Consider the following 26,015-nt stretch of genomic DNA (forward strand, 5'->3'; position numbering starts at 1 on the left):
GGATGAAATCCTTTAGCTGCCTTCCATTAACTTTTGGAGTTTGCTTTCCGTTGAGGTTTGCGCATTGGGGGTGTAGATACTGCAACGGAGATCAACACTGCCTTGTACCTGAAGAGAAGTTAGGTCAAATAGCATTTTGCCAGCCTTCGCATGACGAAATTCAATGAGCACCTCCGGTGCAGAGCTTACTTCGCTCTGATTCCAAAGCTCGTTAAACTCCGGGTAGGCCTGGCTCATATTTTGTATAAATTGTGCATACCAGGGATCTGTCACGTATTGCCCGTAATAAGCGCGGAAAATAGCAAGGAACCCCTTTACAAAGTGTTCCCAATTCACAGCTAGACTTTTAAACTCCTTTTTGGTGAATAGCAGTTCAATCATATTGCGTTGCTCATGTGGTAGCTCGGCAAAATCCATAAAAACATGAGCAGCAGCGGCGTTCCAGCCGACAATATGACAGCGCCGATCTGAAATAATAGCAGGGCAGTAGTGTAGCTCTTGTACGATCTTTTGCAGAGAGGGGGAAATGACGGCTTGCTCTGCAGGAGCAGGAAGGCTGTGAGACCCAGCCTCGATCGCCAAATCATACAAATATTTGCGCTCGTCTGTGTTCAACTGCAATGCGGCAGCAATAGCATCCAACACAGAGGCGGACACCTTAATATCTCGTCCTTGCTCCAGCCAGGTATACCAGGTCGTACTGACACCAGCCAGCTGAGCGACTTCTTCTCTGCGCAAGCCTGGTGTTCTGCGACGTGATCCTTGGGGGAGACCGACCATATGTGGGTGTAGGCGGGCTCTTTTTGTTTTTAGAAAAACAGATAGTGCTTCCAGACGTGCTTCCGTTTTCATAGGTATTTTCTCTCCATTCAATGGGTATATCCGAAGTGAGCCAATAAGGCGTGTACTATAGTAGTGTTCATTATACCAGGATAAACAAACACTTGTAATAGGATAAGACGAGGGTAAAATGAGGATTATAAGTAAGTCACCGAGCAGGAGGAATGAATAGCTTATGCAAAGAGTAGTGATAACAGGTATGGGTGTCGTTTCCCCACTGGGTAATGAAGTGGACACGTTGTGGAAGAATTTGCTGGAAGGCAATTCAGGTATACGTAAAATTGATACATTCGATGTGTCCGATTTGAAAGCACAAATTGCTGGACTGGTACAGGATTTTGATGCAGAAAAGCAATGGGGACGTAAAGATGCTAGACGAATGGATCGGTTTACTCAGTTTGCATTATATGCGGCAGAGCAAGCGCTCAAGGATTCCGGTCTGGAACTGGATCACACCGATTTGGAGCGTGTCGGTGTTTATGTGGGATCGGGAGTCGGCGGTTTGGATACGTTGGTGGACAATGTAGATGTACTGCTACAGCGTGGACCGGGCAGAGTTAGCCCGACGCTGGTACCCATGATGATCTCAAATATGGCTGCTGCTCAAATTAGTATCGCGTTTGGAGCGATGGGACCTACGCTTTCCCCCGTGACGGCTTGCTCTATTGGGAATACAGCAATTGGAGAGGCGTTTCGGACGATTCGTACAGGAGATGCGGATGTCATTTTTGCCGGTGGAGCTGAAGCAGCGGTGTCCCGATTGGCCTTGGCAAGTTTCGCTAATGCAACAGCCTTGTCCACACGTAACGAGGAGCCTTCGATAGCAAGCCGGCCGTTTGATCAAGATCGTGACGGTTTTGTCATGAGCGAAGGAGCAGGCATCCTAGTACTGGAGTCGCTGGAGCACGCTACCCGGAGGGGAGCGGAAATCTATGGTGAGGTCATCGGTTATGGAGCGAGTTCGGATGCTTATCACATGGTTGCACCGCATCCCGAAGGAACCGGAGCTTACTTGGCGATGAAAGCGGCCCTTCGTTCGGCTCACATCTCCCCGGAAGAAGTGGACGTGATCAGTGCCCACGCAACGAGTACAGCTGTAGGGGATACCGCTGAAACTTTGGCAATCCACAAACTGTTTGGCGACTATGCCTATCAGATTCCGGTTACTGCGAATAAGTCCATGCTGGGTCATATGCTGGGAGCTGCGGGCGGGGTCGAAGCGATTGCGCTTGTGCAAAGCCTACGGGAGGGCATCATTCCACCAACGATGCACCTGGACAATCCGGACCCGGCTTGCGATCTGGATTATGTGCCTCACGAAGCGCGCAAGGCTCTACTAAATATTGGGCTATCTAATTCTTTCGGCTTCGGTGGTCATAATGCGGTCATTGTGCTGAAGCGCTACGAATCATAATTTGTAAGGAGTTATTGAAACCTCAGGCATTCTATTCGGCTGGATAGAGTACCTGAGGTTATTTTAATTGAAGAATAACAGAGTCATTTTAGATCCGGATTTTGCAAAATTCGATACTAGTGGCTCTGAAGTGCAAGATATAGACGAACTAAACCATTTCGATCTATATCTTGTTTATTGAAAGTCGCTCAATGGATTTTTGCTAAATCCCAAGATAAGAGATAGAGTAAGATGAAGGAATACGATGAGGAGTTCATGGCTTATTTTTATTAATGGTGAAAGGTTTTGAAAAAATGAAAATTGACCGATTGCTTTCTATCGTCATTTTGCTACTAAAGAAAAATAGAATACAAGCGAAGGAACTGGCTGATTTATATGAGGTTTCGATCCGGACGATCTATAGAGATATTGAAGCGATTAGTATGGCAGGTATTCCGGTGGTGACTTATCAGGGAGCCAATGGGGGGATCGGCTTGATGGAAGGATACCGCCTGGATCGCAGTATGTTGACGGATCATGATGTCAAGGACATTGTAATGGGGCTGCAGAGTTTGTCCTCGTCGTTGGGCGGCCCGAATGTGTCGCGGTTACTTCATAAATTTGAAAGTATTATACCAGAGTCTGGGAAAGAGCAATTTAGTGTCCATACCACACAGTTTATCGTCGATCATTCGGGATGGGGAAATCGGGCTGCGCAGGAAGGCAAATTGATAAAGGTAAAAGAAGCAATGAGCCAAGCGCGCACTGTCGCCTTTACCTATCGAAATGCGGGGGGAGCCATTACAGAACGGAATGTTGAACCGCATACGCTCGTTCTGAAAGGACAACAATGGTTTGTATATGCATATTGTCCCGATAGGGAGCAGTTTCGTCTATTCAAGCTTTCCCGCATGAGTGACCTTGTGGTTACAGAGACCGTTTTTGCTCGCAGGGATCTTTCTTATGAAGTGTTGCCGTGGAATGAGGGGCGGATGGAGGTATCCAGGGCCGTACAACCATTTACGCTACAATTTAACCGTAACTCAAGGCATCTGGCGGAGGACTGGTTTGGCGTAGAAGCATTGACCGAGCAGGAGGAAGGGATCTATACGGTCTCGGTCCCGTTTCCTGAGGATGCATGGGCGTACGGATTTATTTTAAGCCTGGGACCGGATGTGGTTGTCAAAGAACCAGCCCATTTGCGGGATAAGATTCATAAGATGGCGCTGCGTATTGCGTCTAATTACGAAGAAGTTCGGGAATCATAAAGGAATTCTTAGATTAAAGTAAAACAAACCTGACCCATAGTTGTCAGGTTTGTTTCGTTATACTGGTGGCATACCTGATATCAGATAGCGAAAGGGGATTTACGAGGATGGATAAAGCTTGTCAAAGTTGTGGGATGCCGCTGGAGCATGAGGACCAATATGGAACGGATGCACAACATCATAAAACGGATGAGTATTGCAAGTATTGTTACAAGGAAGGCGAATTTGTACAGCCTGAATTGACTATGGAGGGGATGATTCAGCAGTGTGTGCCTATCCTGGTAGAAGAGGGGATGCAGGCAGAAGAAGCGACTTCGATGCTGCGTAATTACCTACCGCATTTGAAAAGGTGGAGGTCTTTAGAGGATACAGAGCTTCAACTTGATGGACCCATTCGGGAGGAATACCGAGGTGAAATCCATTTAATTGGACTAAAAGCACGTACAAATAATCAGAAGGAACAAACATCTCACGGGATCATTCCAAACATGTGGGAACGTTTTTGGAGCGAGGGTGTGCCAGGTCGGATCAGGGGGCATGAAGGATCTGCTTCCGTCTATGGTTGCTATACTGACTATGAAAATGGAGCTTTGGGCGAGTATACATTCTTTATCGGGAAGGAAGCGGCTGTTGATTTCCAAACTCCTGACGATCTTGAAGAACTTGTTATTCCGGCTGCACGCTACGCCATTTTTCAGACAACTCAGGAACCCTCTTCTATCTTCCGTGTATGGCAGACGATCTGGGAGTGGGCTGCCACGGGACAAGGGGAGCGGACATACACAGGTGATTTTGAAGTGTATGGCAGTCCTGATGAACCTGTTTTGATTTATATCGCAATCAAGTGATGATTTTGTCGTGACAGAAGAGAACCACCCGGTCATTGTCGTGGACCCGGCGGTTTTTTCTGATTCAATCCATAGCATTCTCCCCATCAAGTTGAACGTCGGGTCACAGCCCAAAAGATGAGAGCCAGAGCACTGACACCAGCTCCTAATAGACACACCCCGTTCCATCCGGCATAGATGTACATATGAGTGGAAGCAATAGCCCCGGTGGCGCTACCGATGGAATAAAATATCATGTAGCCTGCGGTAAGTCGGCTCCGTGCCTCAGGGCGAACATTGAAAATCAAGCTTTGGTTGGTGACATGTACAGCCTGTACGGCCAAATCCAAAAGTATTACGCCAAGAACTAAAGCGAACAAAGAATGCTCGGTGTAGCGGATAGGTAACCAGGACAGCAGCAATACAACGAGTGCGATACCTGTCGTCCGTTGTCCCAAGCCTTGATCAGCAAGACGCCCTGCTCGTGCTGCTGCTAATGCTCCGGCGACTCCAGCCAGGCCAAAGGCTCCGATGGCTGTATGTGAAAGAGATAGAGGCGGGGCACTGAGAGGTAACACAAGCGAAGTCCACAATATGCTGAATGCCATAAAAATGAGCAATGCAAGGACAGCGCGAATGCGTAGAATTCGTTCTTGCACGAACAACAAGATAACCGATCGGAGCAGCTGCGGATAGGAAAGTGTCGCACTCGTGGGTTCGTTCTTTGGCAACACCCGCAACAGAGCTACAGCCATAAACAGCGTAAGTATAGCAGAAACAAGGTAAACTGAACGCCAGCCTGCCAGATCAGTTAATACACCGGCCACGGTTCGTGCAAGCAGAATGCCAATAACGACTCCACTGGTCACCAGACCTACGACCTTACCCCGTTCAGTCGGATTAGCCAAGGTAGAGGCGAAAGCCACGAGTGTTTGAGTAACTACAGCCAGCAGTCCAACCATTGCCATTCCCATAAGCAGTATTGTACGAGTAGGAGCAAAGCTAACCACGCTTAATGCCAGCACGGACAGTAGCATTTGCCCAGCGATCAGCCGCCGTCGATTCAAAAGATCGCCAAGCGGAACGAGCAGCAATAAACCCAATGCATAACAAATTTGCGTGACGGTAATGACCATGCCTACCGATGAGTGCGTAATGCCAAATTCATTTGCCAGCGCATCCAGCAGTGGCTGTGCATAGTAAATGTTAGCGACAGCCAGCCCGCAGGCTATGGCAAATAGGAGTGCCACAGATCGGGACAGGGAGGGAATGGGGGCTGTTTCGGTAGCATTTGCTACCGTTTGATGAGGGAAGAGTACCGCTTTTTCTTCTGACGTCTTCATTTTCACATACCACATCGCTTTCTGTAAGTTACATACCGTTAAGTATAATATACCGATTGGTATGTAATTAATTTAGGTCAATATAACTCGTGCATATATGTTATGTCAAGAGTTTATCCTGTACATATTTGACAGTTCCTTTTCGTAATCATACAATCTTAATATACTGAACGATACGAAAAGAAGGAGCTGCTTATGGTTCGACCACGGGAATTTGATGAAGATCAAGCGTTGGATGCAGCGATGCAAATTTTTTGGGAAAAAGGATTCGAGGCTACCTCTTTAAGCGATTTAACCTTCAAAATGGGAATTCAGCGTCCTAGCATTTACGCTGCTTTTGGAGACAAGAAGCAATTATTCGAAGCCGCGCTGCGCAAATATACGCAATCTCATGCAGCTTGTGTAAGGGCTAAGCTGCAAAATAGTTCATCTGTAAAAGAAGCATTTTACAATTTTTTTGGAGGAGTGGTGGCAGAAGAGTACGAGGAGGGACCCAATAAGGGATGCTTTTGCATCAACACGATGGTAGAATTAGCCCCTCATGATGAAAAATTCGAAATTTTAACTAGAGAACATCAAATGTATCTTTCTGCTGTCTTTCAGGAGACCCTCGAACGTGGTGTTCAATCTGGGGAGCTTGAGGCGACTATGGATGCACGGGCTTTGGCGCATATGTTGGTCTCTTTGTTAATCGGGATTACCGTGATGATGAAATCACGCCCAGAGCGTTCTTTTGTGGATCATGCGGTTGCGACCGCACTTATGTTGCTGGATGGTAAATAGAGATGAAGGGAGGGTAGCGTGGATGCCACAGATAAAGGCCGTTCAAACCCCGATTGGAGTATTGTATGGACGAGATGCGATCTATTTGGACCATGTGCATATGAATTATTCGAAGAAGGAGCTGATTTTAAAGGGAGAGATTAATGGGGGGCTGGCAACGGAAGCAGCAGATGATTTTGTGCCCTATGAACTGATATTTACAGAAGTCTACTACTTCAACATGATTGAATTGGACGTCGCTTTGCACATGTCTGAACGGGAATATACGCAGGGCAGCAGCTTTGATGAGCTTATAGATACGCCGTTATTAGCTACAGTAGCAAGCGCACGGGGGAAAAATCTAAAGCACTATATGTTGAAAACCTATGACGATATAGTAGAAATTGCCTGTAGAGACTATAAGATGACTATATAAACGAGTTGATTTTTAGAAGAGGGAGAGGATCAATGGATACCCAAATTGAACTATTAAACGTGACAATACGTGTGATGCAAGGGGATATTACCCGTTGTAAGGCGGATATTATTGTCAATGCAGCCAATACAAGCTTGCTGGGTGGCGGTGGCGTAGACGGCGCGATTCATAGGGCTGGCGGTCCGGCTATCTTAGAAGATTGTGTAAGTATCAGAAACAAGCAGGGTGGATGTCCCGTAGGAGAGGCAGTTTATACCACAGCTGGCAAGCTGGATGCCCAATATGTTATTCATACCGTCGGCCCTGTGTGGAATGGTGGCGACCATCGGGAAGAGGAGCTATTGGCGAAATGCTACCATAATGCACTCCAATTAGCTTTAGAACTGAATGCACGAAGCATTGCCTTTCCGAATATCAGCACAGGCATCTACCGTTTCCCGAAAGAAAAGGCGGCGGATATTGCTATACAGGAAGTGACACGTTTTGTACGTGAACATTCGGCTTTGAATGAGATTATTTTTGTTTGTTTTGATGCGGAAAATGCTCAGTTATACAGCCGTAAGTTACAAGATGGTGTTAAGGATATTCAAAAAGATACAGTTGAAGAGAGAATACATGAATAGAAATTAGGGGGGGATCATGAATGCATGAGGAGCAAAACCAGGAACATTGGCCGGTGTGGGCTACGGAGCCTGTAAAAATAGTGAATCCTGATCCTGCCTGGTCAGAGCAGGGCCTAAAGATCATTCACCAGTTGCGGGAGTTATTACTGCCGTTTAAGGTGACGGAAATCGAACATATAGGAAGCACGGCAATTCCCAATCTTTCCGCTAAGCCCATTATTGACATAATGGCAAAATTAGAATCTTGGGATCAACTGGAACAGATCGTGTCTACTTTACAACCAGCAGGCTGGAACTATGTTCCGCCTGAATTGGACGGTCGGGAATGGAGAAGATTTTTGGTTAAAGTGGAACAGGATCAAAGAAAGGGACATCTGCATCTCATACTGAAATCTGATGAGCATTGGGATCGGCAGCTATTGTTTCGGAACCGACTTCGTGAACAGCCTGAGCTGATTCAGCAATATGATGTATTAAAAAGGCGGCTGGCGATGGAAAATCAGCATGATCGTGAAGCGTACACGGATGCCAAGACTGATTTTGTGCAAAACGTTCTGAATATCGGACATCCTAAAGACTAGGACGACCGGACATTCCGGGTACTTTCCGACCAAGCGCTGAAGTCTCCGACATTTGTTATTGCCGTGTAGGGGAATGGCCGGAAGGCTTGCCAGCACACCAGAAAAAGCTTATTCAGAAGCTGTTACAGTAGGGTTCATCCAGTACTCATGTTCATTTCAAGATAGGAAAAATCGCATTTACAGGCGCTTCAAAAATGCGCTAATGCGCTCCAAAGCCATTTCCAACTGATCTCGCGATGATGCATACGAGCAGCGGATAAAGCCCTCGCCGCCTGAGCCAAATGCGGAACCGGGTACAGTAATGACTCCTTCTTCTTCCAGCAACCGCTTGGCAAACTGCTCTGAGTTTAACCCTGTGTGCATAATGGAGGGAAAAGCATAGAAGGCACCGTTTGGTTCGTGACATGGCAGTCCTGTCTGACATAGGCCTTCAACGAACCATTTTCTACGCAGATTGTAGGACTCCATCATACGATCTTTTTCCTCCAGCCCGTTACGCAGGGATTCAATAGCGGCAATTTGCCCGATAATAGGAGCGCACATGGCGGTATATTGATGAATCTTCAGCATAGCTGAAATCAACTCTCTGGGGCCACACACATAGCCGACCCTCCAGCCTGTCATCGCAAATGCTTTGGAAAAGCCGCTGATGAGCAGGGTGCGCTCTTTCATTCCTGGCAGAGCAGCGAAGCTTACATGCTTCTGTCCATAGGTCAGTTCAGCATAAATTTCGTCTGATATGACGACAAGATTATGCTCCTCAACCAGGCGGGCAATCGGTAGCCAATCCTCATAGGTCATCACCCCACCCGTTGGATTATTCGGGTAACAGAGAATAAGCACTTTGGATCGTGGAGTCAGCTTGGCTTGAAGTGCCTCAGCTGTCAGCTTGAACTGCTGATTCGCAGAGGTTTCAACCGTTACGGTATGTCCTCCGTTCAGAAACGTGATGGGCGAATACGAAATATAACATGGAGCCGGAATGAGTATTTCATCGTGTGTTGAGATGAGGGCGCGTAGTGCCAAATCTAGGGCTTCACTGCTGCCAATGGTAACCATGATTTCATCTGTCGGGTTGTAGGATGTGTTGAAGTTGCTCTCCAGATACCCGGCAATCTCCTCACGAAGCTCAGGAAGACCGGCATTTGGTGTGTATGATGTTTTGCCATTTTCCAGTGCTGTGATACAGGCCTTTCTGACATGTTGAGGGGTTACAAAGTCGGGTTCACCGACACCAAGCGATACAATATCTTTTCTGCCTGTACTATATTCGAAAAACTTACGGATGCCTGAAGGCGGCATTTCCCGTACAGCTGGAGTCAAAAAATCGGTTATAGATACTACTGTCGATACATTTGTCATGATGATTTCCTCCTTTTTGAAAAACAAAAAAACCCGCCCCTGTAAAAGGGACGAGTTTATACCCGTGTTACCACCCTAGTTTCATTCCATAGGAAATGACACTCTGTTCACGTATCCATCAATACGTGTTCCGGTTAACGCTGGAAAGGCGGCAGAGCTTACTTCAGGTTCAGCCCGCTTCTCAGAGATGGCGTTCGGCTACCCTCGGAATGTTGGCTTTCACCTGCCCCAACTCTCTGCAAATCCGCTGTATAGCTTACTCGTTCTCGTCATTGAAATTTGTTACCGTATCAAGTTAGGTGTAATTATAAGCACAACATTTCAGGATGGCAAGTCTTTTTTTCATAAACTCTAAAGACATATCATCATTATTGACGACTGGAAAATAACGTATATAGTGGTATCAAGGGGATTGTGCCCCAGATTTCAATGTGTTATATGACTATATTGCCAGAGAGGAATGGTATCCATATGAACGTATTTGAACGCTTTAGCGGTGAAGTTTTGCCGGCGGATTGGAGCTGGATCAATGAGCCGACAGAATGGAGATTTGATGATACCAAGTCTTTGCAAATTTTTGCACCTTCACAGGCAGATTTCTTTAGGGATCCGTCCGGCGCAGCGACTAAATCGTCCGCACCTTTTTTGCATACAACGCTTCAAGGTGATTTTACAATATGGACGAGGGTTCGTGTTGATATGAAGCAGCCTTATGATTCAGGATGTTTGATGATAATGGCGGATGATACCCGCTGGGCTAAGCTGTGTTTTGAATATTTCGAAAGCATTCCATCTATTCTTAGTGTGGTCACTCGGGATACATCTGATGATTGTATCTCTGGGGCGATGGACGTGTCCAATCCGTATTTACGAGTGGCACGAGCTGGAAATTGCTTTGCATTTCATTATTCATCAGATGGTCAGCATTGGAAGCTGGCGAGATATTTTGGGATGAATGTTCCTAACCAGCTAAAAGTCGGAGTTGTTGCTCAATCTCCCGTGGGGGAGGGCTGTGCTGTTACCTTTGATGCCTTGACGATAACAAACCATGTATCTGAGGACATACGAAACGTGGAGTAAACAGACAAAGACCCTCTTTCTTAATATGAAAGCGTTATAAAATTAGGATTAGAAAAGACGTATATACGCAACTCAGGCAGGAGGTAGATGGAAACTTGCTGTTAAGAAGGAAGGGTTACAAGCTGCCCAGTTTGTTGGGAGTGCTGCTTGTAGCTACGTTGGGCTGTTTCGGGCTCATTATGTATTTACAGTCCACAAGCGGAACGAGGATGTATCAATTTCTGTACTGGGATATATTCCTGGCCTGGGTTCCGGTCTTTATCACTCTCGGCATGATGGCTTTATCCAGACTGCGAAGTACAAAAGTGAGGAGTATTCTTTTATTTTTCTCTTTAATTGTATGGTTGTTTTTTCTGCCGAATGCTCTCTATTTGGTGACTGAGTTACTTCATGCGTTTCGTTTTTACGATGTGAATCCTGATACACGTTTTTGGTTGAACACCCAATTTTGGTTAATCTTATTTACGTCTTTTTCAGCAGCAGGGCTTGGCCTTTTTCTTACATCCCTTTGTGTGTTGGTGATCCATCATATGCTGAGGAGGATTTGTTCAAAGGGGCTCGCATGGGCTGTAGTTTTGGTGTTGTTGTGGCTGGACAGCATAGGCGTATATATAGGCAGATTTGCTCGCTGGAATAGCTGGGATGTGTTGTTGCAGCCACTGGTGCTCCTTACGGATATTTGGAGCTGGGGAGTATATGCTGGACCTAGGCTTCATTTGCTGTCCTTTTGCTGGCTGGTGTTTGGGATAGCAGTCATTTTTTATTTATTGATCTATATCTCTTTAAGTGAGGATCAGGATGTTTAGGCCGAGGACATGTATTCCATGAATACAGGCTTCGGCCTATTTTTACATGTGGCGAGTCAGGAGTTGGCGTTGTCCTCCCCATGCACATCGTAAAGCACGCGCACAAGCAGATCCTGACTGAAATTCCCGAATCTTTTGCCAAAAATAGTGAGTCCTCCTTTGTTTTCTGATTCATCGGTTACAGATAAACGGAGTGTAATGTCGCTTTTATAATTAAGGTTAATATCATCTATTGTGACCTCGGAAATGCGGCACCCATCAATGAAGCTGCCTTGTTGATTGATGCGAATTAATTTGAGCATACCATATTGATTCAGATGCGGTGGCCACCAATCTGGATTGAGAACCCCCGGCACTTCTCCAAAATCTCCGGCGCTGGTCCAGTGCCCAATAGGGATACCGTTAATGTGAAAACAAATATCGGAGGGATATTCCTCACAATAGCAGGGTGCTTCTGAGCCCAGTTCTGCGGAGAATTGAATTTCTTTAAAGGATTGATTCGCTTTCAGATAGTTGGGGATACGGTATTCCAAAAAGCCCTCAGCCATCCAGATCATTTCCGACTCCAGCCGCCCGGGATCTGCAAAATAGCGTGGATCATCAAAATCGCCGATAATGCTGTCTCGGGTCACCAATCCACAAGTGGGGGACGCTTGATAGTTACTATAATGACCTACGCGAATCTCAACCTCATACACATTTTTTTGTTCTCTACTGCGCAAATCTACCATCAGTTTATCCTTGTTCAAATAGCACATTTTTCGGGTGCCGTGCTTGCCGCTCACGGTATTGATCTCCACAAGGCCGCATTCTTCCAATTTTCGAATATGCATTGTAATGGTACCGTTGCTCAAATTAAGTTTGTTAGCAATGTCATTCATACTTTGTCCCTGGTAGGCAAGTAACTCGAGAATTTGAATGCGGATTTCTGAACCCAGTGCTTTAAAAATATCTAATCCTGACATTAAGTCCTTAATATAAATCATAGCTATAGACCATCCTTATCTATAAAAATTGTGATGTAAGCGCTTATATATTTACTTTGATTTATGTTAAAATAAAATCAAAAAGAAGTAAACTGCTTTTTTGTAAATTTTTTTTTACTAAATAAAGAGGGGAGCAAATTAAACTCCGAATTAAGAATTACTTCAAAAATAAATCGTATTTAAGCTTTATCACTGATTATTTCGATAAAAGTTAACTTAAATACGATTTAATTTTGCTTTCCATGTTACTCTAATCTATGTTTTATAATTATTTAAAAAGATTGAAAAATACATTGACGAACCGAGGAAAGGCATGCTATATTTTGTTTGTAAACGAATTCATTATTGATAAAGTAAAATGTTAATTATATGGTACATGAGAGGGATGATAATCACAGCGGCAATCAACAACGGGTTGTGTACCGCACAGTTAAAGATTAGGCCGAGTGGTATAAAGTTATTTTAACACTAAATGTATGCGGTTTCATTTAAATTTAGGAGGGGTCGCGTTGATAAAGAAAAAAGGTTTTGCAATAACAATGGTTGTTCTGTTGTTAATGGTGGCTGCACTGGCTGGTTGTAGTGGGGGAAGTTCCAGTAGTGATGGAAGTAAGGAACTGACATTCATGTTCCGTGGTGGCACAGATGAACAAAAGGCTTATAAGGAAGTAATCAAGAAATTTGAAGAGGAACATCCTGGCGTAAAAGTTAAAATGGTCGTGACGGCAGCGGATCAATATGCTACAAAGCTAAGAGCTGCGATCACAGGAAATAATCTTCCAGATATCTTTTACTTTGCCCCTGGAGATGTGAAAGCTTATGTAAACAGTGGGGTATTGAAGAATCTCACTCCTTACATTGAGAAGAACAAGGATATTAAACTGGATAACATCTGGAAATACGGTATAGATTTGTATCGCTATGACGGTAAAATGGCCGGTCAAGGAGATATTTACGGTATGCCGAAGGACTTAGGTCCATTCGCACTTGGCTACAACAAAACGATGTTCGAAAAAGCGGGCGTTCCATTGCCTGACAAAGACAAACCGTATACATGGGATGAATTTATCAAGGTTAGCCAAGAGTTGACCAAAGATACCAATGGTGACGGCAAGCCAGATCAATACGGTACAGGTTTTAACGTTCAGTGGGCATTGCAAGCCTTTGTATGGAGTAATGGGGCTGATTGGCTGGATGAGAGCAAAACGAAAGTAACGATTGATGATCCGAAATTTGCGGAAGCTCTTCAGTACTTTGCTGACATGCAAAACAAATATAAAATCACACCTGGTATTGAACAATCACAAACATTGGACACATACCAACGTTGGATGAAGGGCGAAATGGCATTCTTCCCGGTTGGTCCTTGGGATATGAGTACATTTGAAAAACTGCCATTCGAATATGATTTACTGCCGTTCCCAGCCGGATCGACTGGCAAATCAGCAACATGGATCGGTTCTCTGGGTATCGGCGTTTCCTCTAAAACAAAATACCCGGATGAAGCTGTTGAACTGGTTAACTATCTGACGACTTCTAAAGAAGGAATGAAGCAGCTCGTAGATGCCAAGGTACAAATTCCGAATCTGCTGGACATGGCTGATGAATGGTCCAAAGATACGAAAACCAAGCCTAACAATAAACAAGAATTTATTGATATCGTAAATGACTATGGACGCTCATTACCAGGCAACTATACGTATAATGCAGAATGGTACGATATTTTCTTCACAGATATTCAACCTGTGCTGGATGGTAAAATTACGGCGGCAGATTATGTGAAACAAGAACAACCGAAGATGCAGAAACTGCTGGATAAAGCGGTGGAGCAAGAGAAAAAATCACAGAAATAATGCGTAAATAGAGGAAAAAAGGATGATGTTAGTGGCTGAATATCATGCTGCTAACATCATCTTCATTCCAAATTAGAAACAGAGGTGAGCCCTGTGATAACCAAATCTAATCTCTACCGCAAAGAGAAGGTATATGGATACTTATTTATTCTTCCACCTATTCTCGGTCTGCTAATCTTTACGTTATTCCCGTTTGTCTATTCATTATACGGCTCTTTTACAGACTGGGACGGATTGGGACAAATGAACTTTATTGGTCTCGACAATTTTAAAGATTTATTTAGCGATGAGCTCTTTTATAAATCGATGTACAATACTCTTTTCTTAATGCTAGGTATTCCAATCGGTCTTGTACTAGCTTTACTGCTGGCACTAGGTTTGAATCGCAAGATTCCAGGTACGACAACATTTCGTGTGATTTACTATATCCCGGTTATTTCTTCGTTGGCTGCCGTTTCTATTATGTGGAACTGGGCATACAACGGGGACTATGGTTTGGTGAACCAATTCCTCGAAATATTCGGTATTAAGGGTCCTAACTGGCTAATGGATAAGGATACGGTCAAACCGGCCTTGATCCTCATGACCGTCTGGAAGGGTCTCGGATATACGATGCTGCTATATTTGGCAGCCCTGCAAAGCGTATCTCGCTCTTATTATGAAGCAGCAGAGCTAGATGGAGCTAGCGGATTCCAAATGTTCCGCAATATTACATGGCCAATGGTGAAACCAGTAACTTTTTTCCTGGTCGTAACTAATATCATTGGTGGTTCGCAAATCTTTACTGAAATGAACATTATGACACCTACAGGGGGTCCGGAATACTCATCCGCCTCAATCGTCTTTTATATTTGGGATAAGGCATTTAAAAACCTGCAAATGGGATATGCCTCCGCGATGGCTATGATTCTCGGCATCTTCATTTTTATCGTAACTTTGATTCAATTCAAAATGAATGAAAAATCGTCCTTTGATGGGGATTGATTTTCGCGGAAAGGAGTGAGTCTGATTATGTCCCATAGTCAAAAAACGAAAGTTACCAATATCATTATCTTTATTGCACTAGCGATTGGAGCGATTGTGATGATCGCGCCGCTGCTTTGGATGCTGTCCACTTCAGTGAAAGAAAAGCAGGATGTCTTTGCTCTTCCACCAGTATGGATACCAGAGGTGTTCCAGTTTGGCAAGTATAAGGAAATTTGGGAAGCAGGGCCTTTGTTAAGCGGAATCAAGAACAGCGTGATTGTAGCTGTAAGTGTTACCGTTGTAGGTACCTTTACATCCAGTGTGGCGGCTTTTGCATTTGCTAAGCTGAGATTTCCCCATAAAAACAAACTGTTTTTGGCACTCATCGCATCTATGATGATTCCATACCCAACGGTTATGATTCCACAGTTTATGATGTTTTCCAAACTTGGCTGGGTTGATACACTTTTGCCTCTGATCGTTCCGGGTTTGTTCGGAAATGTAGTTATGATCTTTTTCCTGCGGCAGTACTTGCTTAGTGTACCGGATGCCATTATCGAAGCTGCGAAAATTGACGGAAGTTCTTATTTCCGACTCTATTCGTCGATAACGTTCCCGCTCATTAAGCCAGCAGTTGCGGCACAGCTTATTTTATGGTTCATGGGGATTTGGAACGATTATTTGGCACCGATTATTTACTTGAACTCACCAGAAACGCAGACACTGCAACTGGTTATCGCGAATTTTAATGCGACTTACGCCATTCAGACGGACTATCCGCTTATAATGGCAGCATCAATAATAGCCTTGTTACCTGTACTGATTATATTCTTGATCTTCCAGAAACAAATTATTGAATCGGTTGCTATTTCGGGTGTCAAAGGTTAATTGACACTTGGAGGGTACGCATGAATGATGTAAGGCAGTTACAATATGTAATGGGTAAAGGAAGGAGGAGAATAACAGTTATGGTTATGCTGCTCATGCTGGGTCTATCTGGCTGTGGGGATAACACTCCGGACCCTGTGTATCCGCAGGCTCCGCCTCCCGATCACTTGTATGATCAAAGTACGATTAACGATGAACAGCGCTGGACCATTAACAATGCACATGACCCGGCGATTATCAAAACGGATCAAGGCTATTATGTCTACTCAACGGATGTAAAGACAGGTGGAGAATTGAGACCTGGTGTTATGGTACGCAAATCGACTGATCTGATTCATTGGAATTGGGTGCAGTATGCACTCCCCGGCATTCCAAAGGAAGCAGAATCGTGGTCATCGGCAACCAATCTGTGGGCACCGGACATCATCAAGATGGGTGATACCTATCGGATGTATTACTCTGCTTCTACCTTTGGCAGCACACGGTCTGCGATCGGATTGCAGACATCCAGCTCCCCGGAAGGCCCTTGGAAGGATGAGGGGCTGGTCGTTAAAACGGAAGAGCATGACAAGCTGAATGCGATTGATGCCAATCCGGTGCTGGATGCAGAGGGTAATCCATGGATGGTATACGGCTCTTTTTTCGGCGGTATTTATATTACACCGCTTGATCCCCAGACTGGAAAGCTCAAAGAATCTGGCTATGGTAAAAATATCGCTGCCAGAGATCGGGCAACTGAGGACGGTGCTGTAGAAGGACCATACATTGTGTACAATCCAATGTTCCGTAAATACTACTTGTTCGTCTCGTATGATTCTTTGTTTGAGGACTACAATGTTCGCGTTGCCCGTTCAGATTCTATCACAGGCCCTTATGTGGACATGAATGGACATGATATGGCAGATACCAGCTATTTGCCTCAATACGAGATTGGAAACAAGGTATTGGGCGGTTATCGGTTCAGCGAAGGAGAAGGCTGGGTTGCGCCAGGTCACAATTCTGTCCTGAAGGACGGTGCGGATTATTATATTGTACATCATGCGCGAGGAGAAACGGACAAGAGCTGGCCGTACCTGCATGTACGCAGAATATTGTGGACGGCAGAGGGCTGGCCGGTCGTCTCTCCAGAGCGCTATGCCGGCGAAAAGGAGCAGGATATACCCAAAAGGCTATTATCCGGCAACTGGGAGCGCATCGTGATAAAGCAGGAAGTAGACGGCCAAGTGGAAGCTGAACCGCTCCGTCTGAAAGATGGAGGGCGGGCAACCAGCGGTTCTCTTGAAGGTCACTGGAGCTTTGATGGCAAGCGTACTCTAACAATAGATTGGAGCAATACATCCGAAGGAACTAAGGAAGAATTGTTATTGCTTCCTTCATGGGACTGGGAGCTTGGTCGCCATACTTTAATTTTCACGGGTATGAATGAAAAGGGAATTTCCATTTGGGGAAAGCGTATCAGCGATTAATTGTATGAACTACATACTACACATAGAGGAGAGAATAACCATGAATCAAACTGTACCCTTTAATAATCCGGTCATTGAGCAACGGGCAGACCCTTGGATTTACAAGCATAGTGACGGATACTATTATTTCACCGGATCTGTACCAGAGTATGACCGCATTGAGGTTCGACGAGCAAGTACTATTCAAGGCTTGAGTACAGCAGAGCCTGTCGCAGTGTGGCACAAATATGAAACGGGCCCGTTAAGTGCGAACATTTGGGCACCGGAAATTCACTATATAAACGACAAATGGTACATTTATTTTGCAGCAGCTCGTACAACAGAAACGAAGGAAGGCCTGTTCGACCACCGGATGTTCGTGCTTGAAAATGATTCAGCTAATCCTCTGGAAGGGGAATGGGTGGAAAAAGGACAGATCAAAACCCGTTGGGAGACGTTCGCTCTCGATGCGACAACCTTCCAGCATAATGGAGTTTTGTATTATGTGTGGGCTCAGAAGGACCCTGACATCGTCGGTAATTCCAATCTGTATATTTCCGAAATGAGCAATCCATGGACGTTGCGGGGTGAGCAGGTGATGATCTCCACTCCTGAATATGATTGGGAAATCATCGGTTTTAAGGTGAATGAAGGAGCAGCGGTTCTGAAACGGAACGGGCGGATCTTTATCAGTTATTCAGCTAGCGCCACAGACCACAATTATTGCATGGGTCTGTTGACGGCAGATGAGAATGCGGATTTACTTGATCCGAAATCATGGACGAAATCACCTCAGCCGGTATTCTGCACCCATGAGGAAACAGGACAATTCGGGCCAGGTCATAACAGTTTTACGGTTGCTGCTGATGGTAGCGATGTAATCGTATATCACGCCCGGAATTACAAGGAAATTACAGGCGACCCGCTGTATGATCCGAATCGTCATACACGTGTGCAGCCGTTCTACTGGAAAGAAGATGGAACACCTGATTTTGGTATTCCAGTACCAGATGGCGTTTCTGTTGATAAATAAGCGAAATTTATTATAGATGGTTGACGTGTTGCACAGTGGCACTTTAACTTTCTAGAAATCATAGGGGATTATGATTCGGCTGCGTATAACAAGAGTAATGAGATATCTTCTGAGCCTTCAGGCTGGAGGATATCTTTTTGATTTTGGGACGGCATGAAGGACTCTTTTCAAAAACTTCGATTTCTGCTATATTTAAATCGTAATATTTACGAATTGATCAAGGAGTGGAAATCTCGTGAACGAACGGATTGATCCGTTTACCGTTAAAAAGGTTGAATACCTGCTGAATGGCTATATTGCGCTAAAGGTGCCAGGCTACGTGCGTTCTGACGTGCGGCTCATTTATCAAATAGAGGATAACTGTTTGATCTTGACGGAGGAAAGGCCTTCTAATGAAACTGAGTTGTGGGATCGCACGGACATTGTCCAATTTCGCTGGGAAGAAAATCATTGGCATGTATATGCCCGGCAAGAGGCTGAAAGCTGGCAGCGTGTAAAAGAGATTGCACCTAATCCGTGCTTTGAAGAACAGCTCGAACAGGTAGAAATAGATCATGCAGGTATTTTTTGGACAGGTTAACGAAGTACAGAATGATAAGTTCGGAAGATGGAGGTAGTGGGAGTCGTGTCGTTAAACTGTATATGGAAATAAACAGGCTGACCGTAATTCCTTATATGGAAGTTACGGTCATTTGTTTTGTCTGAAGTGGCACTGTCTAGTGCACTTGAGGGTTATGTGTGCGTTTGGAAAGTATGTCAAGCGGTTGATTGATACAAATGTTTAATATTTTCCACGAGGTGGAAGTTACAAATGTATGGTAAAGTGTAGTATATACAAGGTTTTAATCCAAATGTCTTATTCAAAGTCTCCTGTGCATACCGAATCCGAATCACACGAGGTGAGAAAAATGTTGCAATCGTTAAAAGCCATTGCTAATTACAGGAAAGAAAATGATCTGGCCTGGGATACACCGACTTGGTTAAAGCTGCTTGTTTCGGCTGAGGAGCGTATTGTAAATTTGGAACGCATTCGATCTATAGGTGAGTTAAAGGATGCCAATCCTGTACTGGATTACGTGGAGCGTACGTTGCTTATTTTGGACGGACTTCCATTGTCATTCTGGGTTAAAGAGCTACTGGAGGATGTATTGGTATGGTCTGAGACAGCCAAAGGAGGCACAGTCCGCGAACGGCTACGCTGGCAGCATGAGGGTATTAATTTATTTGTACATAATATCGGATCCTCCCAACTGTATGTCAGACAGGCCCAAGCGGAGTCCCCTGCTTACCCGCGCAATAGCATGACCCGAATTCTGATTGAGACGCATGGATTGATCGGGCAATATATACGGGGGGAAATTCCTTTTGCTGAAAATCGACTGCTGCTTGAAATTACTCGTAAGGGCTGGCTAAGCCCTGAGGAACTGGAGCTTGTTTTACGGGCCCTGAACGAGTGTATTATCGCCGGGGTGGAACCTGCATTATGGGATCAAGTACGCAGTGAAGTGGAGCAGCTGATCGGCTGGATTGCATGGGATAACGCACCTGTAGTCTGGAGTGTAAAGGAGCGACTGGAAAGATTACGGTCGGTTTCCATTCATGAAGGGGAGCCGTTCGAGCAGGCTTACACAGAACTAGAGCGGGAGTTGAATGTAGAGAAGGCGCTGGCTCCGTTGGAGAATCGGACACTTTGGTATGTAGAATCAGCTTTGCAGGATTTTTCACTTCAAGAACTGGTAAAGGTATTTTTACTCACATTAAGGGATGGCACAGGGCAGGAACAGCCTGCGACCGTTCGCCATATCAGTTTCGAATCGCTCATGAATACGATGTATTATGACTATCGTGGTGTCAAGAAAATTAACGTATATAAAAAACGAATGATAGAAAAATATTTAAGTGCACTGTCTTGGCAGGACATTTCAAAAGGAAAACGGAAGCATAATCCTCATTTGAGTGTGATCGTGGAGCATAAAGAGGAGCTGCCGAGTACTGTATTTTTTAATTTTGTATTTTCATCTGCGGCTGAGAAACTGATTGACTTTTGTATTGAGGCAGAAAAAACGCCTCTGTATGACAAAGCAGTCCTGCTGCTGTTCGATCTGTTCGGATTACGGCGCGATGCGTATGATCGCTTTCACAATGAGGAAACGTACCTTACAGATATGAACCAGACCGTAGATTACAAAAGGGTCATTTTAGATTATGTGACTGGAACCCGCATACTGGATATTGGACCCGGCGGGGGCGTACTGCTGGATCTGATCGAACAGGAAAGACCAGATGCGAAGCCATTAGGTCTTGATATTTCTGTAAATGTCATTGAGGCACTTAAACGTAAAAAGCAATTGGAGCGCCATCGTTGGGATGTCATCAAAGGGGATGCGCTTCAGTTAGAGGAATATGTGGAAACGGGGAGTATGGACACGGTCATCTTCTCTTCGATTCTTCACGAGCTCTATTCCTACATTGAACGAGATGGGATTCGGTTCAATCCACAAACAGTGGAGGCAGCTCTGCAGAGCGCCTATCGTGTGCTTGCACCCGGCGGGCGTATCATCATTCGTGACGGGATTATGACCGAACCAGTAGAGCAGCGCAGACGAATTCGATTCTTGGAGCCGGATGGAATGGAATGGCTGATACGGTATGCGCAAGATTTTGCAGGTCGCCACATTGAAATAGAGCGTGTGGGGGAGCATGAGGCTGTTTTACCAGTGAACGATGCGATGGAATTTCTCTATACCTATACATGGGGAGCGGAAGCCTATGTGCATGAAGTGCAGGAGCAGTTTGGTTATTTTACCCCGTCACAGTATGAAGAGTGTATTCGTAGCACACTTGGATCACAAGCGATTATCCGCGTGAGCCGTCATTATTTACAGGAGGGCTATGCCGAGGCGCTGTCCAGACGTGTTGAGTTCATGGATGAGCAGGGCCAGCAGGTTTCTTTGCCAGACAGCACCTGTCTGATCGTGATTGAGAAGCCGAATAATAGGGTTGGAGTTGCTGAATGATTTTTAAATTGAACAAGAGAATGCCTTCTGATTTGTGCCAAGCACGATTAGAAGGCATTTTTTAGAAAGCTATGCATTCAAATATGACCGTGCAGCGTATACAGAAGCCAAAGGACCATTCATTCGGCAGGTGGTTGAGCGGGCGAAGCTTGAAAGATATAGGTAGGGACAGATGAATTCTTAGTCGCATGAACAAAGTGGGGGAATGATGAAGAATATGATGCTTGATGCACAGCTAACGCCGAATGGTTTAAAAGACAGAATGCTACTACTGTCAGCGCTGGACATTATATTGTCTCCAGAAGATTGGTTACGCACGTATCGTATGCAGTCTGAATGGTCTGGTGATGTGTGCCTGGGTGAGGTAAACAATGGCGCTGGAGATACGATTCATATGCTATGGACGGGTGAAGGTGTGCTGCTGAAGGGGTTTGACCATGAATCCCCTGTAAGTCCTCATGCGAGAGACGAATATGAAGTCTGGCCGGGCATATATGACGGTGTGCCTGATGATATGATGGAGCTTTTGGAAGATGAAGCACTGGAGAAAGAGGACGTTACCTTTTGTATGTGGAGGGAAGCGGGAGATAAAGAGTGGCGTATGGGCAACGCGAACTTTCCTGAGGGATATGACGATGGCTCATCCTTTTTGTTGGGGAAAATTATAGTTACACCGGAGGAATATCAGGATTGGGCTGAGAGTTACTATGAGTTGCCGATTTCTCTAGGGGTGGTAAGCCAGATTTTCAACGGCGTTCCGATCACTGCACAGATGATCTCTGCGCTTCATCCACAGCGTAACGTTACGGAAGCGATAAAGGAGCTAAAGCAGCTTGGCGTTCAAGTGCATGAAAGCTAAGAATACAGATTTGTTTTTCTTGACAAGTTTTGTATATAATACAGGAGAAATGCTGGGTTAACCACCTCGAATTAAAGGAGCTGTGTTGAAGATGTCCAAACGTTTGATTCCTTACATCACGATGGATGGAAATGCAAAAGAAGCAATCGAATTTTATAAAGAGGCATTGGATGCTCAACTGCTTTTTATTCAAACCTTTGGGGAAATGCCGGAAAACCCCAATTTTCCCATTCCCGCAGAGGTCAAGGAACGTGTGGGACATGCTACCCTTAAAGTGGGTGAGACAGAGCTCATGTTTTCTGATACCTTTCCCGGGTCACCGTTTAGCCGCGGGAATCAGGTGAGCATCTGTATTACAACCGATAGTGTGGAGCAAGCTCAAAAAATGTTTAATGCTCTACAGCAGGGAGGACAGGTGGGAATGCCTTTGCAGGAAACCCATTTTAGTCCAGCTTATGGGAATGTAACAGACAAGTTTGGTGTCACTTTTCAAATGTTCACTGAGGCTCGGTCTTAAGAAATGTAAAACGGCTCGATTCCGCTACTTTAGCGATCTGGCCGTTTTTTTTTTCGTGTATGCCCTCGTGCTCAATTCAATAATTATTTTAATATTGTTGAAATAGAAACAAAAATATACTATATTGTATTGTTAATGCACCAACTGGTGGGAGGACAGGCCATGAACAAAGAAGAACAGGTCATAGTGGGTTTCAGGGACTTATTTAACAAGATGGTTTGGCTTAATAAAGATAAGATGGAAAACAGCCTTAAGGGTTATAAGCCTTCTGAAGTACATTGCATCGAATACATTGAAAGAAATGCAGATTCCAACGTGACAAAACTTGCGGAGTCCCTTTATATGACTACCGGTGCCATAAGTAAAATAACTAAGAAGCTTATAAAAAAAGGCATTATCGAAAGCTACCAGAAGCTGGATAACAAGAAAGAAGTCTATTTTAGGCTTACTGAGGAAGGGAAAGTAATCTATAACATCCATGAGGAACTGCACAAAGAGTTTCAAGAGCGGGATAAAGCCGTATTTGAGCAGGTAACCGAAGAACAATTTAACAGTATGATTAGCTTCTTGGAAAAGTATAGTAGGCATTTGGATGCAGAAATAAAAAAACAGGGTATAGATATTAAGACGGAATAAATTTGAATAATGAAAATCAAACCATAGGCAGCCGGGCTCTATTGAGAACGGGCTGCATTTTTTTGTTATTATTTTGTTGCCGAGGAAGCAAAATTGTGATACGATATTTTTGCTTCCGAGGAAGTGAAAATTAACCTTTAAGGGGAGAAATGAAGTGTTCAAATGTAGATCACACAATGAACAGAACACAGAACAAACCGTAGATAAACACGCTTTAATATTCGGCCTTATCTCTGTATTTCTTTGCGGAATAGGCTTCAGTATCATAATACCTGTCGTCCCATTCTTAGTGCAGCCTTATACAAGCAGTCCGGGAGAACAAGCTATAGTTGTTACGCTGCTGACCTCTGTTTATGCATTCTGCGTGTTTTTTGCGGCTCCCGTACTTGGAGCTTTGAGCGACAAATATGGCCGTCGTCCATTGCTCTTAGTATGCCTTTTGGGTTCCGCAATTGGGTACTTGGTTTTTGGCATAGGAGGAGCTCTATGGGTACTATTTGCTGGGCGCATCATAGAAGGGTTAACAGGCGGGAGCATAAGCACGATCTTCGCCTATTTTGCAGACATCATTCCTCCAGAAGAGAGAACCAAATACTTTGGATGGGTGAGTGCGGTTGTAGGTGTAGGCACTGTCATTGGGCCAACTCTAGGCGGATTACTTGCCAAGTTTGGTTATTCTGTACCCATGTATTTTGGAGCAATCATAACTTTATTGAACGTTGTTTATGGATTCTTTTTTATGCCTGAGAGCCTTGACAAGAAACATAGACTGAAAGAGATTACCTTTGTAAGACTGAATCCATTTACACAGCTTGCAAATCTGCTTTCCATGAAAAACTTAAATAGGTTACTTGTCTCTGCGTTCTTACTTTGGATACCCAACGGATCTTTACAGGCCGTTTTTTCACAATTTACAATGGATACTTTCAGTTGGAGGCCTGCACTAATCGGACTTATGTTTTCAATTATGGGTTTCCAAGACATCATTTCACAAGGTTTCATCATGCCCAAGCTTTTGATAAAACTTAATGATAAACAGATAGCCATTCTTGGAATGGTTTCGGAGATTATAGGTTACAGTCTTATTGCGCTATCTACTTTGTTCTCATTCTATCCTCTTTTTATCGCTGGAATGTTTATATTTGGTTTCGGTGATTCGATCTTTGGACCTTCATTCAACGGGATGCTCTCCAAGTCTGTCGATTCTAGTGAACAAGGAAGGATTCAAGGAGGTAGTCAATCTATTCAGGCTTTAGCAAGAATGATTGGGCCTATTATTGGGGGTCAAATCTATGTATCACTTGGTCATGCCGCACCCGCTTTTATGGGTATAATCCTTATAACAGCGGCAATACCAGTTTTATATAAGCGAACGCATGTAAATGAGGATTTTGCAAAATCCTGAAATATGTAAACTATCTACTTTCTTTAGGCAATAGGGTTTCAGAACTCAGGGACAAGTTCTGAAACCCTATTTGTTTACAGTTTTACGTAATTGTACTTATACGCCAAAATTAAAATCATCATCTGTCAGCGGCTCTACATTCATCGCCCGCACATAGCCGTTTCCTTTTTTAGAAAAGAAATCATGCTGCTTAGTATGGGTGCTGATGCCGTTGAATACAATGGGATTAACTTCTTCTTCTTCAAACAGTGGATCAAAGCCCAAGTTCATCATGGCCTTGTTGGCATTATAGCGCAAAAAGACTTTCACATCGTCTACGAGTCCAATAGGGGTGTAAATTTGCTCGGTGTATTGTTCCTCGTTATTATGCAAGTAGCGCAGCAAGCCTACCAGCGTCTGGTAAAGATCACGTTGTTCTTCCTCGTCCAATTCTGCATAAATCTCCTGTGCCAGTACACCTACGTACACACCGTGAATACTTTCGTCCCGTAAGATCAAATCGATAATTTCTCCACTACATGTCAGCTTGCCCTGGCCCGCCAGATAAAGAGGATAGAAGAAGCCGCTATAAAACAAATAGCTTTCTAACAGCACCGACGCAGCCATCGCGAGATAGAGGTCTTTCGGTGTGTGGATATTCATATAATATTGACGAATGGTTTCTGCTTTGGTTTGGAGATGTGGATTTTCTTCCACCCAGCGGAATACACCGTCAATTTCTTCCGTGGAAGCTAGCGTTGTAAAGATGCTACTGTACGACTTGGCATGGATTTGTTCCATCATCGCCATAAAGCTTAGTACGGCTTTGCGTTGCAGTCCGTCCACATGCTCCATAATTTGCGGCATACCTACACCGCCTTGAATGGTATCCAGCAGTGTTAATCCGCCCAGCACCTTCATGTAGGCTTCTTTTTCGATATCACTGAGGGTTACCCAGGACATTTTATCGTCAGACAACGGGATTTCATCATCCGTCCAAAATTGCATGATGTTCTGGTTCCAGAACATCAGTGTAAAATCATCGTCCGAGCGATTCCAGTTTACGGCTTGTATACCTGTCATTGTTAGCATTCTCCCTTCAGCTTGCGA

General features: G+C 44.5%; 25 protein-coding genes and 1 other annotated feature. Of the genes, 20 read left to right on the forward strand and 5 right to left on the reverse strand.

Annotation, left to right across the window (positions count from 1 at the left end; translation table 11 throughout):
- Positions 1–12 precede the first annotated feature (12 nt).
- Positions 13–852 carry a helix-turn-helix transcriptional regulator gene (locus ACWA2B_RS03845; protein WP_023988057.1) on the reverse strand — a complete coding sequence of 280 codons (840 nt, stop codon included), beginning with the start codon at positions 850–852 and terminating at the stop codon, positions 13–15.
- A 163-nt stretch (positions 853–1,015) separates the two neighbouring features.
- On the opposite strand from ACWA2B_RS03845, the gene fabF reads away from it, so the two are divergent.
- The 3 genes from fabF to ACWA2B_RS03860 all read left to right on the forward strand — a co-directional run bounded on the left by fabF (position 1,016) and on the right by ACWA2B_RS03860 (position 4,349).
- On the forward strand, positions 1,016–2,254 hold the full coding sequence (gene fabF / locus ACWA2B_RS03850; protein ID WP_029516739.1) for a beta-ketoacyl-ACP synthase II: 1,239 nt from the start codon (positions 1,016–1,018) through the stop codon (positions 2,252–2,254).
- Positions 2,255–2,547: 293 nt separating this feature from the next.
- Positions 2,548–3,501, forward strand: a complete 954-nt coding sequence (locus ACWA2B_RS03855) for a helix-turn-helix transcriptional regulator (protein WP_029516740.1) — start codon at positions 2,548–2,550, stop codon at positions 3,499–3,501.
- A gap of 107 nt (positions 3,502–3,608) precedes the next feature.
- Positions 3,609–4,349 carry a zinc ribbon domain-containing protein gene (locus tag ACWA2B_RS03860; RefSeq protein WP_029516741.1) on the forward strand — a complete coding sequence of 247 codons (741 nt, stop codon included), beginning with the start codon at positions 3,609–3,611 and terminating at the stop codon, positions 4,347–4,349.
- A gap of 86 nt (positions 4,350–4,435) precedes the next feature.
- Here the strand turns inward: ACWA2B_RS03860 and ACWA2B_RS03865 are convergent, their stop codons facing one another.
- Entirely contained in the window at positions 4,436–5,671 is a 1,236-nt protein-coding gene (locus ACWA2B_RS03865; RefSeq protein ID WP_449291709.1) for an MFS transporter, read from the reverse strand.
- A gap of 195 nt (positions 5,672–5,866) precedes the next feature.
- Between ACWA2B_RS03865 and ACWA2B_RS03870 the strand changes: the two genes are divergently transcribed.
- Genes ACWA2B_RS03870 through ACWA2B_RS03885 form a run of 4 tightly spaced genes read left to right on the forward strand, consistent with a single transcriptional unit; the run spans position 5,867 to position 8,073 of the window.
- On the forward strand, positions 5,867–6,454 hold the full coding sequence (locus ACWA2B_RS03870) for a TetR/AcrR family transcriptional regulator (protein ID WP_318626711.1): 588 nt from the start codon (positions 5,867–5,869) through the stop codon (positions 6,452–6,454).
- A gap of 22 nt (positions 6,455–6,476) precedes the next feature.
- A complete protein-coding gene (locus ACWA2B_RS03875) occupies positions 6,477–6,869 on the forward strand; it encodes a hypothetical protein (RefSeq protein WP_029516744.1) in 393 nt (130 codons plus the stop codon).
- A gap of 32 nt (positions 6,870–6,901) precedes the next feature.
- Entirely contained in the window at positions 6,902–7,492 is a 591-nt protein-coding gene (locus ACWA2B_RS03880) for an O-acetyl-ADP-ribose deacetylase (protein ID WP_449291710.1), read from the forward strand.
- Between the two features lie 20 nt (positions 7,493–7,512).
- Entirely contained in the window at positions 7,513–8,073 is a 561-nt protein-coding gene (locus ACWA2B_RS03885; protein WP_029516746.1) for a GrpB family protein, read from the forward strand.
- 177 nt (positions 8,074–8,250) lie between these two features.
- On the opposite strand, the gene ACWA2B_RS03890 is transcribed toward ACWA2B_RS03885, so the two are convergent.
- Positions 8,251–9,435, reverse strand: a complete 1,185-nt coding sequence (locus ACWA2B_RS03890) for an aminotransferase class I/II-fold pyridoxal phosphate-dependent enzyme (protein ID WP_029516747.1) — start codon at positions 9,433–9,435, stop codon at positions 8,251–8,253.
- A 43-nt stretch (positions 9,436–9,478) separates the two neighbouring features.
- Positions 9,479–9,717 (reverse strand) — a binding site (T-box leader).
- Between the two features lie 189 nt (positions 9,718–9,906).
- On the opposite strand from ACWA2B_RS03890, the gene ACWA2B_RS03895 reads away from it, so the two are divergent.
- Positions 9,907–10,515, forward strand: a complete 609-nt coding sequence (locus ACWA2B_RS03895; RefSeq protein ID WP_029516748.1) for a DUF1349 domain-containing protein — start codon at positions 9,907–9,909, stop codon at positions 10,513–10,515.
- A 95-nt stretch (positions 10,516–10,610) separates the two neighbouring features.
- The gene (locus ACWA2B_RS03900) at positions 10,611–11,321 is read left to right on the forward strand and encodes a DUF1361 domain-containing protein (RefSeq protein WP_069011353.1); all 711 of its coding nucleotides are present in this window, start codon (positions 10,611–10,613) and stop codon (positions 11,319–11,321) included.
- 56 nt (positions 11,322–11,377) lie between these two features.
- Here the strand turns inward: ACWA2B_RS03900 and ACWA2B_RS03905 are convergent, their stop codons facing one another.
- Positions 11,378–12,307 carry an ArsR/SmtB family transcription factor gene (locus ACWA2B_RS03905; RefSeq protein WP_029516749.1) on the reverse strand — a complete coding sequence of 310 codons (930 nt, stop codon included), beginning with the start codon at positions 12,305–12,307 and terminating at the stop codon, positions 11,378–11,380.
- 509 nt (positions 12,308–12,816) lie between these two features.
- Between ACWA2B_RS03905 and ACWA2B_RS03910 the strand changes: the two genes are divergently transcribed.
- From ACWA2B_RS03910 to ACWA2B_RS03960, 11 genes are all read left to right on the forward strand, one after another.
- Complete coding sequence (locus ACWA2B_RS03910; protein ID WP_029516750.1) at positions 12,817–14,160, forward strand: ABC transporter substrate-binding protein; 1,344 nt, start codon at positions 12,817–12,819, stop codon at positions 14,158–14,160.
- Positions 14,161–14,253: 93 nt separating this feature from the next.
- Positions 14,254–15,144 (forward strand): carbohydrate ABC transporter permease, encoded by an 891-nt coding sequence (locus ACWA2B_RS03915; protein WP_013309768.1) that lies wholly within the window; start codon positions 14,254–14,256, stop codon positions 15,142–15,144.
- Positions 15,145–15,171: 27 nt separating this feature from the next.
- Entirely contained in the window at positions 15,172–16,014 is an 843-nt protein-coding gene (locus ACWA2B_RS03920; protein ID WP_029516751.1) for a carbohydrate ABC transporter permease, read from the forward strand.
- 80 nt (positions 16,015–16,094) lie between these two features.
- Positions 16,095–17,480, forward strand: a complete 1,386-nt coding sequence (locus ACWA2B_RS03925) for an arabinan endo-1,5-alpha-L-arabinosidase (RefSeq protein WP_340957560.1) — start codon at positions 16,095–16,097, stop codon at positions 17,478–17,480.
- Between the two features lie 40 nt (positions 17,481–17,520).
- Positions 17,521–18,492, forward strand: coding sequence for a glycoside hydrolase family 43 protein (locus ACWA2B_RS03930; protein WP_029516753.1), 972 nt, complete (start codon positions 17,521–17,523; stop codon positions 18,490–18,492).
- 235 nt (positions 18,493–18,727) lie between these two features.
- Positions 18,728–19,072, forward strand: a complete 345-nt coding sequence (locus ACWA2B_RS03935) for a DUF3024 domain-containing protein (protein WP_029516754.1) — start codon at positions 18,728–18,730, stop codon at positions 19,070–19,072.
- A 328-nt stretch (positions 19,073–19,400) separates the two neighbouring features.
- Positions 19,401–21,509: a class I SAM-dependent methyltransferase gene (locus ACWA2B_RS03940; protein WP_430023969.1), complete on the forward strand. Its 2,109-nt coding sequence runs from the start codon at positions 19,401–19,403 to the stop codon at positions 21,507–21,509.
- A 208-nt stretch (positions 21,510–21,717) separates the two neighbouring features.
- On the forward strand, positions 21,718–22,368 hold the full coding sequence (locus ACWA2B_RS03945) for a hypothetical protein (protein ID WP_430023971.1): 651 nt from the start codon (positions 21,718–21,720) through the stop codon (positions 22,366–22,368).
- 91 nt (positions 22,369–22,459) lie between these two features.
- On the forward strand, positions 22,460–22,885 hold the full coding sequence (locus ACWA2B_RS03950) for a VOC family protein (RefSeq protein ID WP_449291711.1): 426 nt from the start codon (positions 22,460–22,462) through the stop codon (positions 22,883–22,885).
- 162 nt (positions 22,886–23,047) lie between these two features.
- A complete protein-coding gene (locus ACWA2B_RS03955; protein ID WP_341071953.1) occupies positions 23,048–23,521 on the forward strand; it encodes a MarR family transcriptional regulator in 474 nt (157 codons plus the stop codon).
- Between the two features lie 154 nt (positions 23,522–23,675).
- Positions 23,676–24,926: an MFS transporter gene (locus tag ACWA2B_RS03960; protein WP_069011356.1), complete on the forward strand. Its 1,251-nt coding sequence runs from the start codon at positions 23,676–23,678 to the stop codon at positions 24,924–24,926.
- Between the two features lie 96 nt (positions 24,927–25,022).
- On the opposite strand, the gene nrdF is transcribed toward ACWA2B_RS03960, so the two are convergent.
- On the reverse strand, positions 25,023–25,988 hold the full coding sequence (nrdF, locus tag ACWA2B_RS03965) for a class 1b ribonucleoside-diphosphate reductase subunit beta (RefSeq protein ID WP_029516760.1): 966 nt from the start codon (positions 25,986–25,988) through the stop codon (positions 25,023–25,025).
- Between the last annotated feature and the right edge of the window lie 27 nt (positions 25,989–26,015).

The organism is Paenibacillus sp. CMM36, from assembly GCF_053570945.1.

Coding starts and splice junctions, on each gene's coding strand:
- ACWA2B_RS03845 (WP_023988057.1), bottom strand. CDS start 852: ATGAAAACGGAAGCACGTCTGGAAGCACTATCTGTTTTTCTAAAAACA.
- fabF (WP_029516739.1), top strand. CDS start 1,016: ATGCAAAGAGTAGTGATAACAGGTATGGGTGTCGTTTCCCCACTGGGT.
- ACWA2B_RS03855 (WP_029516740.1), top strand. CDS start 2,548: ATGAAAATTGACCGATTGCTTTCTATCGTCATTTTGCTACTAAAGAAA.
- ACWA2B_RS03860 (WP_029516741.1), top strand. CDS start 3,609: ATGGATAAAGCTTGTCAAAGTTGTGGGATGCCGCTGGAGCATGAGGAC.
- ACWA2B_RS03865 (WP_449291709.1), bottom strand. CDS start 5,671: ATGAAGACGTCAGAAGAAAAAGCGGTACTCTTCCCTCATCAAACGGTA.
- ACWA2B_RS03870 (WP_318626711.1), top strand. CDS start 5,867: ATGGTTCGACCACGGGAATTTGATGAAGATCAAGCGTTGGATGCAGCG.
- ACWA2B_RS03875 (WP_029516744.1), top strand. CDS start 6,477: ATGCCACAGATAAAGGCCGTTCAAACCCCGATTGGAGTATTGTATGGA.
- ACWA2B_RS03880 (WP_449291710.1), top strand. CDS start 6,902: ATGGATACCCAAATTGAACTATTAAACGTGACAATACGTGTGATGCAA.
- ACWA2B_RS03885 (WP_029516746.1), top strand. CDS start 7,513: ATGCATGAGGAGCAAAACCAGGAACATTGGCCGGTGTGGGCTACGGAG.
- ACWA2B_RS03890 (WP_029516747.1), bottom strand. CDS start 9,435: ATGACAAATGTATCGACAGTAGTATCTATAACCGATTTTTTGACTCCA.
- ACWA2B_RS03895 (WP_029516748.1), top strand. CDS start 9,907: ATGAACGTATTTGAACGCTTTAGCGGTGAAGTTTTGCCGGCGGATTGG.
- ACWA2B_RS03905 (WP_029516749.1), bottom strand. CDS start 12,307: ATGATTTATATTAAGGACTTAATGTCAGGATTAGATATTTTTAAAGCA.
- ACWA2B_RS03920 (WP_029516751.1), top strand. CDS start 15,172: ATGTCCCATAGTCAAAAAACGAAAGTTACCAATATCATTATCTTTATT.
- ACWA2B_RS03925 (WP_340957560.1), top strand. CDS start 16,095: ATGGTTATGCTGCTCATGCTGGGTCTATCTGGCTGTGGGGATAACACT.
- ACWA2B_RS03930 (WP_029516753.1), top strand. CDS start 17,521: ATGAATCAAACTGTACCCTTTAATAATCCGGTCATTGAGCAACGGGCA.
- ACWA2B_RS03940 (WP_430023969.1), top strand. CDS start 19,401: ATGTTGCAATCGTTAAAAGCCATTGCTAATTACAGGAAAGAAAATGAT.
- ACWA2B_RS03945 (WP_430023971.1), top strand. CDS start 21,718: ATGAAGAATATGATGCTTGATGCACAGCTAACGCCGAATGGTTTAAAA.
- ACWA2B_RS03950 (WP_449291711.1), top strand. CDS start 22,460: ATGTCCAAACGTTTGATTCCTTACATCACGATGGATGGAAATGCAAAA.
- ACWA2B_RS03955 (WP_341071953.1), top strand. CDS start 23,048: ATGAACAAAGAAGAACAGGTCATAGTGGGTTTCAGGGACTTATTTAAC.
- nrdF (WP_029516760.1), bottom strand. CDS start 25,988: ATGACAGGTATACAAGCCGTAAACTGGAATCGCTCGGACGATGATTTT.